A 5,154-nucleotide genomic window follows, 5' to 3' on the forward strand; every position below is an offset into this window, starting at 1 on the left:
ATCACCCCGACGTACAGCGGCTGCCCGGCGATGGACACCATCCGCGACGACGTCGTGCTGGCGCTCACCGCGGCGGGCTGGGCGCAGGTCGAGGTGCGGCTCGTGCTGTCCCCCGCGTGGACCACCGACTGGATGAGCGACGCCGGCGCGCAGAAGCTCCGGGAGTACGGCATCGCCCCGCCCAGCGGCCGCGCCGCGGTGTCGTCGGGGCCCATCCGGCTCGCGCTGAGCGTGCGGTGCCCGCGCTGCGGCTCGCTCGACACCCGTGAGGTGTCGCGCTTCGGCTCGACCTCGTGCAAGGCGCTGTACGAGTGCCGCGCGTGCCTGGAACCCTTCGACCACTTCAAGGTGCACTGATGTCGCTGTTCTCCCCCGCGCGGGCGACGCCGCCCGCGGCCGCCGCACCCGCCTCCCGCGAGCGCACGCGCGCGCGGTTCCACACGCTCGAGGTCGAGGACGTGCGTCCGCTGACCGAGGATTCCGTCGAGGTCACCTTCACGGTGCCGCCCGAGCTCGCCGACGACTACGACCATCTGCCGGGCCAGTACGTGGCGCTGCGCACGACCCTCGACGGCGAGGAGGTGCGGCGTTCGTACTCGCTGTGCCGCGCTCCCGAGCACCGCACCGACGGACGGCCGACGCGCCTGAGCGTGGCGGTCAAGCGCGACGAGGGCGGGCTCTTCTCCACGTGGGCGCAGACGGGTCTGCACCCCGGCTTCCGCATCGACGTGATGAGCCCGCAGGGCACCTTCACCTCGGGGCTCGACGACCTCGACCAGAAGCACGTGGTGGGCATCGCCGCCGGATCGGGCATCACTCCGCTGATGGCCCTCGCGCACACCGTGCTGACGCGGTCGCGGACCTCGCGGTTCACGCTGCTGTTCACGAACCGCTCGACCCTCGACGTGATGTTCCTGGAGGACCTCGCCGACCTGAAGGACCGCTACCCCACCCGGCTCACGCTGCATCACGTGCTGTCGCGCGAGCAGCGCACGGCCCCCGTGCTGTCCGGCCGCCTCGACGAGCCCAAGCTGCGCACGATCCTCGGATCGCTGATCGACCCCTCCGATGTGGACGAGTGGTTCCTGTGCGGGCCGCTCGCGCTCGTCGACCTGTGCCGCGCGGTGCTCGCCGACGTGGGCGTGCCGCGCGAGCACATCCGGTTCGAGCTGTTCACCACGGGTGACGAGCCGGTGCGGGCCGCGCGCCCCGTGACGGTGAGCGCCGGGGAGAAGACGGTGCGCATCGAGGTGAACCTCGACGGCGTCTCCTCGACGGTGGAGAGCCCCGTGGCGGCACGCGAGTCGGTGCTCAACGCGGCCCTGCGGGTGCGCCCCGACGCCCCGTTCGCGTGTGCGGGCGGCGTGTGCGGCACGTGTCGCGCGCGGGTGATCGAGGGCAGCGTCACCATGACGGAGAACTACGCGCTGGAACCCGACGAGCTCGAGCGCGGCTACGTGCTGACGTGCCAGTCCCACCCCACGAGCGACCGCCTGGTCGTCGACTACGACGTCTGATCCGGAGGGCCCCATGATCGACCTCACCATCGCCGACGACGTCGCCACGGTCGTCCTGAACGCGCCCGCGAAGCTCAACGCCCTCGACGAGACCGCGCTCGACGAGCTCGACGCCGCCTACGACGCGGCGGAGGACGCCGGGGTACGGGCGCTCGTCCTGCGCGGCGAGGGCAGGGCGTTCTGCGCCGGTCGCGACATCTCGGCGGTCGACCCGCGCGACGACGACGTGCTCGGCTACCTCGGCGGCGCGGTGACCCCGCTGCTGCAGCGCATGGCGCGGTTCCCCGCACCGACGTTCGCGGTCGCGCACGGGGCCTGTCTGGGCGTCGGACTCGGACTGCTGATCGCGACCGACGTGGTGTACGTGGCCGAGTCCGCGAAGATCGGCTCCCCGTTCGCGGCCCTGGGGGCCACGCTCGACTCCGGTGGTCACGCGCTGTTCCTCGACCGGCTCGGCGCGCACAAGACGCTCGACCTCATCTATACCGGGCGCCTGATGAGCGGAACCGAGGCCGTGCAGTCGGGCCTGTTCTCCCGCGTGTTCCCCGACGACGAGGTGGTGTCGGCGACCGCGGAGGCCGCCGCCGCTGCTGCCCGGGGCGCGACGGCAGCGTTCCTGGCGAGCAAGGAGCTCGTGGCGCGGATCCGCGACGAGAGGCTGACGCTGTGGGACGCGGTCGGCATCGAGAACGCGGCGCAGGCCGCCCTGTGCGACACCGACGACTACCGCGAGGGCTTCGCCGCGTTCCAGGAGAAGCGCAGGCCGAAGTTCCGCGGGCGCTGAACGAGCGACCCCGCCCCGGGGCGGGCGGTGTCAAGCTCCTTCCGCGGTGTCCGCGGCCGGTGGCATGATGCGGGGATGCTGCTCTCCGAGCTCGTCACCACGACCGAGAAGGTCGCGTCCACCTCGTCGCGCCTCGCCAAGATCGACGCGATCGCCGAGCTGCTGCGCGGTGCGGACGAGGCCGTCGTGCCCGCGCTCGTGGGTCTCCTGCTCGCCTCCCCGCGGCAGGGGCGACTGGGGGTGGGCTGGCGCGGGCTGTCGTCACTCGACATCGCGCACGCCGCGGAGTCGAGTCTCACGATCGCCGAGGTCGACCACGCGTTCGAGGAGCTGTCCACGGCGTCGGGCGCCGGATCCGCCGGGGTCCGGAGCGACCTCCTGCGCGCCCTGGCCACGCGGTCCACCGCCGCGGAGTGGGACTTCCTCGCCAGGGCCATGCTGGGCGAGCTGCGCACGGGGGCGCTCGGCGGCGTGCTGCTCGACGCGATCGCCCGAGCGTCCGATCAGCCCATCGCCCTCGTGCGACGCGCGGCGATGCTCTCGGGCGACCTCGGCGAGACCGCCCGTCTGGCGCTGACCGGAGACGAGGGCGCGCTGGAGGAGGTCGGGCTCCGGGTGGGCCGCCCGGTGCTGCCCATGCTGGCGGCGACCGCGGCCACGCCCACCGCCGCGCTCGAGATCACGGGCCGCGCCTCCGTGGAGTACAAGCTCGACGGCGCCCGCATCCAGGTGCACCGGCACGGCGACGACGTGGGCATCTACACCCGCAGCCTCGCCGATGTCACGCACCGCCTGCCGGAGATCGTCGAGATCGTGCGGGCGCTTCCCGCACACGACGTGATCCTCGACGGCGAGACGCTGTCGCTCGACGAAGACGGCGGGCCGCGACCGTTCCAGGAGACCATGTCGCGGTTCGGGGCCGACGCCGCGCGCGAACTCGCCCTGCGACCGTGGTTCTTCGACGTGCTGCACCTCGACGGCCGCGACCTGCTCGACGAGCCGCTGTCCGTGCGCCAGGAGGTGCTCGCGGCCGTCGCGGGCGACTGGCGCATGCCGGGCATCGTGACGGACGACCCCGAGGCCGCCGAGCAGCTGTCGCGCGAGGCCCTCGCGGCCGGACACGAGGGCGTGGTGGTCAAGGCCGTCGACGCCCCCTACGCCGCCGGCCGCCGCGGCAAGTCCTGGGTCAAGGTGAAGCCCGTCCTCACGTACGACCTGGTCGTGCTCGGGGCCGAATGGGGCTCCGGCCGACGGCGCGGGTGGCTGTCGAACCTGCACCTCGGCGCCCGCGATCCGGAGGGCGAGTTCGGCGACCCCGGCTCGTACGTGATGGTGGGCAAGACGTTCAAGGGCCTGACCGACGCGCTGCTGGAGTGGCAGACCGAGGAGTTCCCGGCGCACGAGTCGCATCGCACCGCCTCGACCGTGTTCCTGCGACCGGAGCTGGTGGTGGAGATCGCTATCGACGGCGTGCAACGGTCGCCGCGCTACCCGGGGGGACTGGCGCTGCGGTTCGCCAGGGTCAAGCGCTACCGCGACGACAAGACCCCGGCCGAGGCCGACACGATCCAGACGCTGCGGGCGCTGCTGCGCGGCTGAGTCAGGCGGAGGGCGCGAGGCCCTCGTCCTCCTCGCGCACGGTGCCCTGGAACGACCACGGGAAGTTGATCCACAGATCGGTGTCCTTCCAGGCGTAGTCGGGCTGGATGATCGTGGAGGGCTTGGTGTAGATCGTCACCGACCGCACGTCGGCGCCCCTGTCCTTCAGCAGCTGCACCGCGAGGGCGAGGGTGCGGCCGGAGTCGGCCACATCGTCCACGAGCAGCACACGGCGACCGTCGAGGTACGCCATGTCGAGCTCGGGCGGCAGCACCTCGGGGGCGTCGAGCACCGTGCCGATGCCGGTGTAGAACTCGACGTTGATCGCGCCACAGTTCTTCGCGCCGAGGCCATAGGCGATGGCACCGGCGGGGAGCAGTCCCCCGCGGGCGATCGCGACGACCACCTCCGGCTCGAAGCCGCTGGCGAGGATGCTCCGCGCCAGGTCGCGCGTCGCCGCGCCGAAGCCGTCCCAGGTGAGCGTCTCGCGCTCGATCGCCGCATCCGTCATCGGACCATTCTCGCGCATCCGCGAGGCAGGAGCCGCCGCTAGACTGGGCTGGTCCGGCCCGGCCGGTGCCTGAAAAAGAGGCACGAAGCGCTTCGCGATGTCGCGGAGGCGAGACACATACGGATCCCGCAGTCCCTCCGTCCCTGTCTCTCGAAAGGCACCCCCATGCCCACGGTCTCCGCGCACGTCGCCCTCACCCTCGCCCAGCACGTCGATGCCGTCTTCGGGGTGATGGGCAACGGCAACGCCTACTTCCTCGACGCGATCGAGAAGCACACCGACGCCGTCTTCACGGCCGTGCGGCACGAGCAGGGCGCCGTGGTCGCCGCAGACGCGCACTTCCGCGCCTCCGGGCGCATCGCCGCCGGCACCTCGACCTATGGCGCGGGCTTCACGAACACCATCACGGCGCTGGCCGAGGCCGTGCAGGCGCACGTCCCGCTCGTGCTCGTGGTGGGCGACGAGCCCACGTCGGGCCCCCGCCCGTGGGACGTGGATCAGATCGCGCTCGCCTCGGCCGTCGGCGCCCGCACCTACACCGTCGGCCGCGCGGACGCCGCAGCGACCACGGTCATCGCGGTGGAGCACGCGCTGACCTACCGTGTCCCGGTCGTGCTCGCGATCCCCTACGACGTCGCGGCGCTGGAGGCCGGCGACGTCCCGGCGGCGCCCGCGCCGCGGCTGCCCTCCGCGATGTACGCCGTGACCGCGCCGACCTTCTCGTCGGCGAGGTGACGCGTGAG

The 5,154-nt window shown here is 72.6% G+C and carries 5 protein-coding genes and 1 pseudogene; 5 read left to right on the forward strand and 1 reads right to left on the reverse strand.

From position 1 onward, the window contains the following. The 4 genes from paaD to DW297_RS05035 all read left to right on the forward strand — a co-directional run. The coding region (gene paaD / locus DW297_RS05020) for a 1,2-phenylacetyl-CoA epoxidase subunit PaaD (protein ID WP_136030006.1) at nucleotides 1-357 on the forward strand (357 nt) is incomplete at its 5' end. Continuing rightward, nucleotides 357-1,517 carry a 1,2-phenylacetyl-CoA epoxidase subunit PaaE gene (paaE, locus tag DW297_RS05025; protein ID WP_136030008.1) on the forward strand — a complete coding sequence of 387 codons (1,161 nt, stop codon included), beginning with the start codon at nucleotides 357-359 and terminating at the stop codon, nucleotides 1,515-1,517. The genes paaD and paaE, both read left to right, overlap by 1 nt. 13 nt (nucleotides 1,518-1,530) lie before the next feature. Continuing rightward, nucleotides 1,531-2,301: an enoyl-CoA hydratase/isomerase family protein gene (locus DW297_RS05030; protein ID WP_136030010.1), complete on the forward strand. Its 771-nt coding sequence runs from the start codon at nucleotides 1,531-1,533 to the stop codon at nucleotides 2,299-2,301. 75 nt (nucleotides 2,302-2,376) lie between these two features. Then, nucleotides 2,377-3,900, forward strand: coding sequence for an ATP-dependent DNA ligase (locus DW297_RS05035; protein WP_136030012.1), 1,524 nt, complete (start codon nucleotides 2,377-2,379; stop codon nucleotides 3,898-3,900). Between the two features lies 1 nt (nucleotide 3,901). On the opposite strand, the gene DW297_RS05040 is transcribed toward DW297_RS05035, so the two are convergent. Beyond that, nucleotides 3,902-4,411, reverse strand: a complete 510-nt coding sequence (locus DW297_RS05040; protein ID WP_136030014.1) for a phosphoribosyltransferase — start codon at nucleotides 4,409-4,411, stop codon at nucleotides 3,902-3,904. 165 nt (nucleotides 4,412-4,576) lie between these two features. Here DW297_RS05040 and DW297_RS05045 point away from each other — a divergent pair. Next, nucleotides 4,577-5,116, forward strand: a pseudogene (locus DW297_RS05045) (thiamine pyrophosphate-binding protein); the annotation flags it as partial. Nucleotides 5,117-5,154: the final 38 nt, after the last annotated feature.

Source organism: Microbacterium sp. PF5 (assembly GCF_004794315.1).
Classification (GTDB): domain Bacteria; phylum Actinomycetota; class Actinomycetes; order Actinomycetales; family Microbacteriaceae; genus Microbacterium; species Microbacterium sufflavum.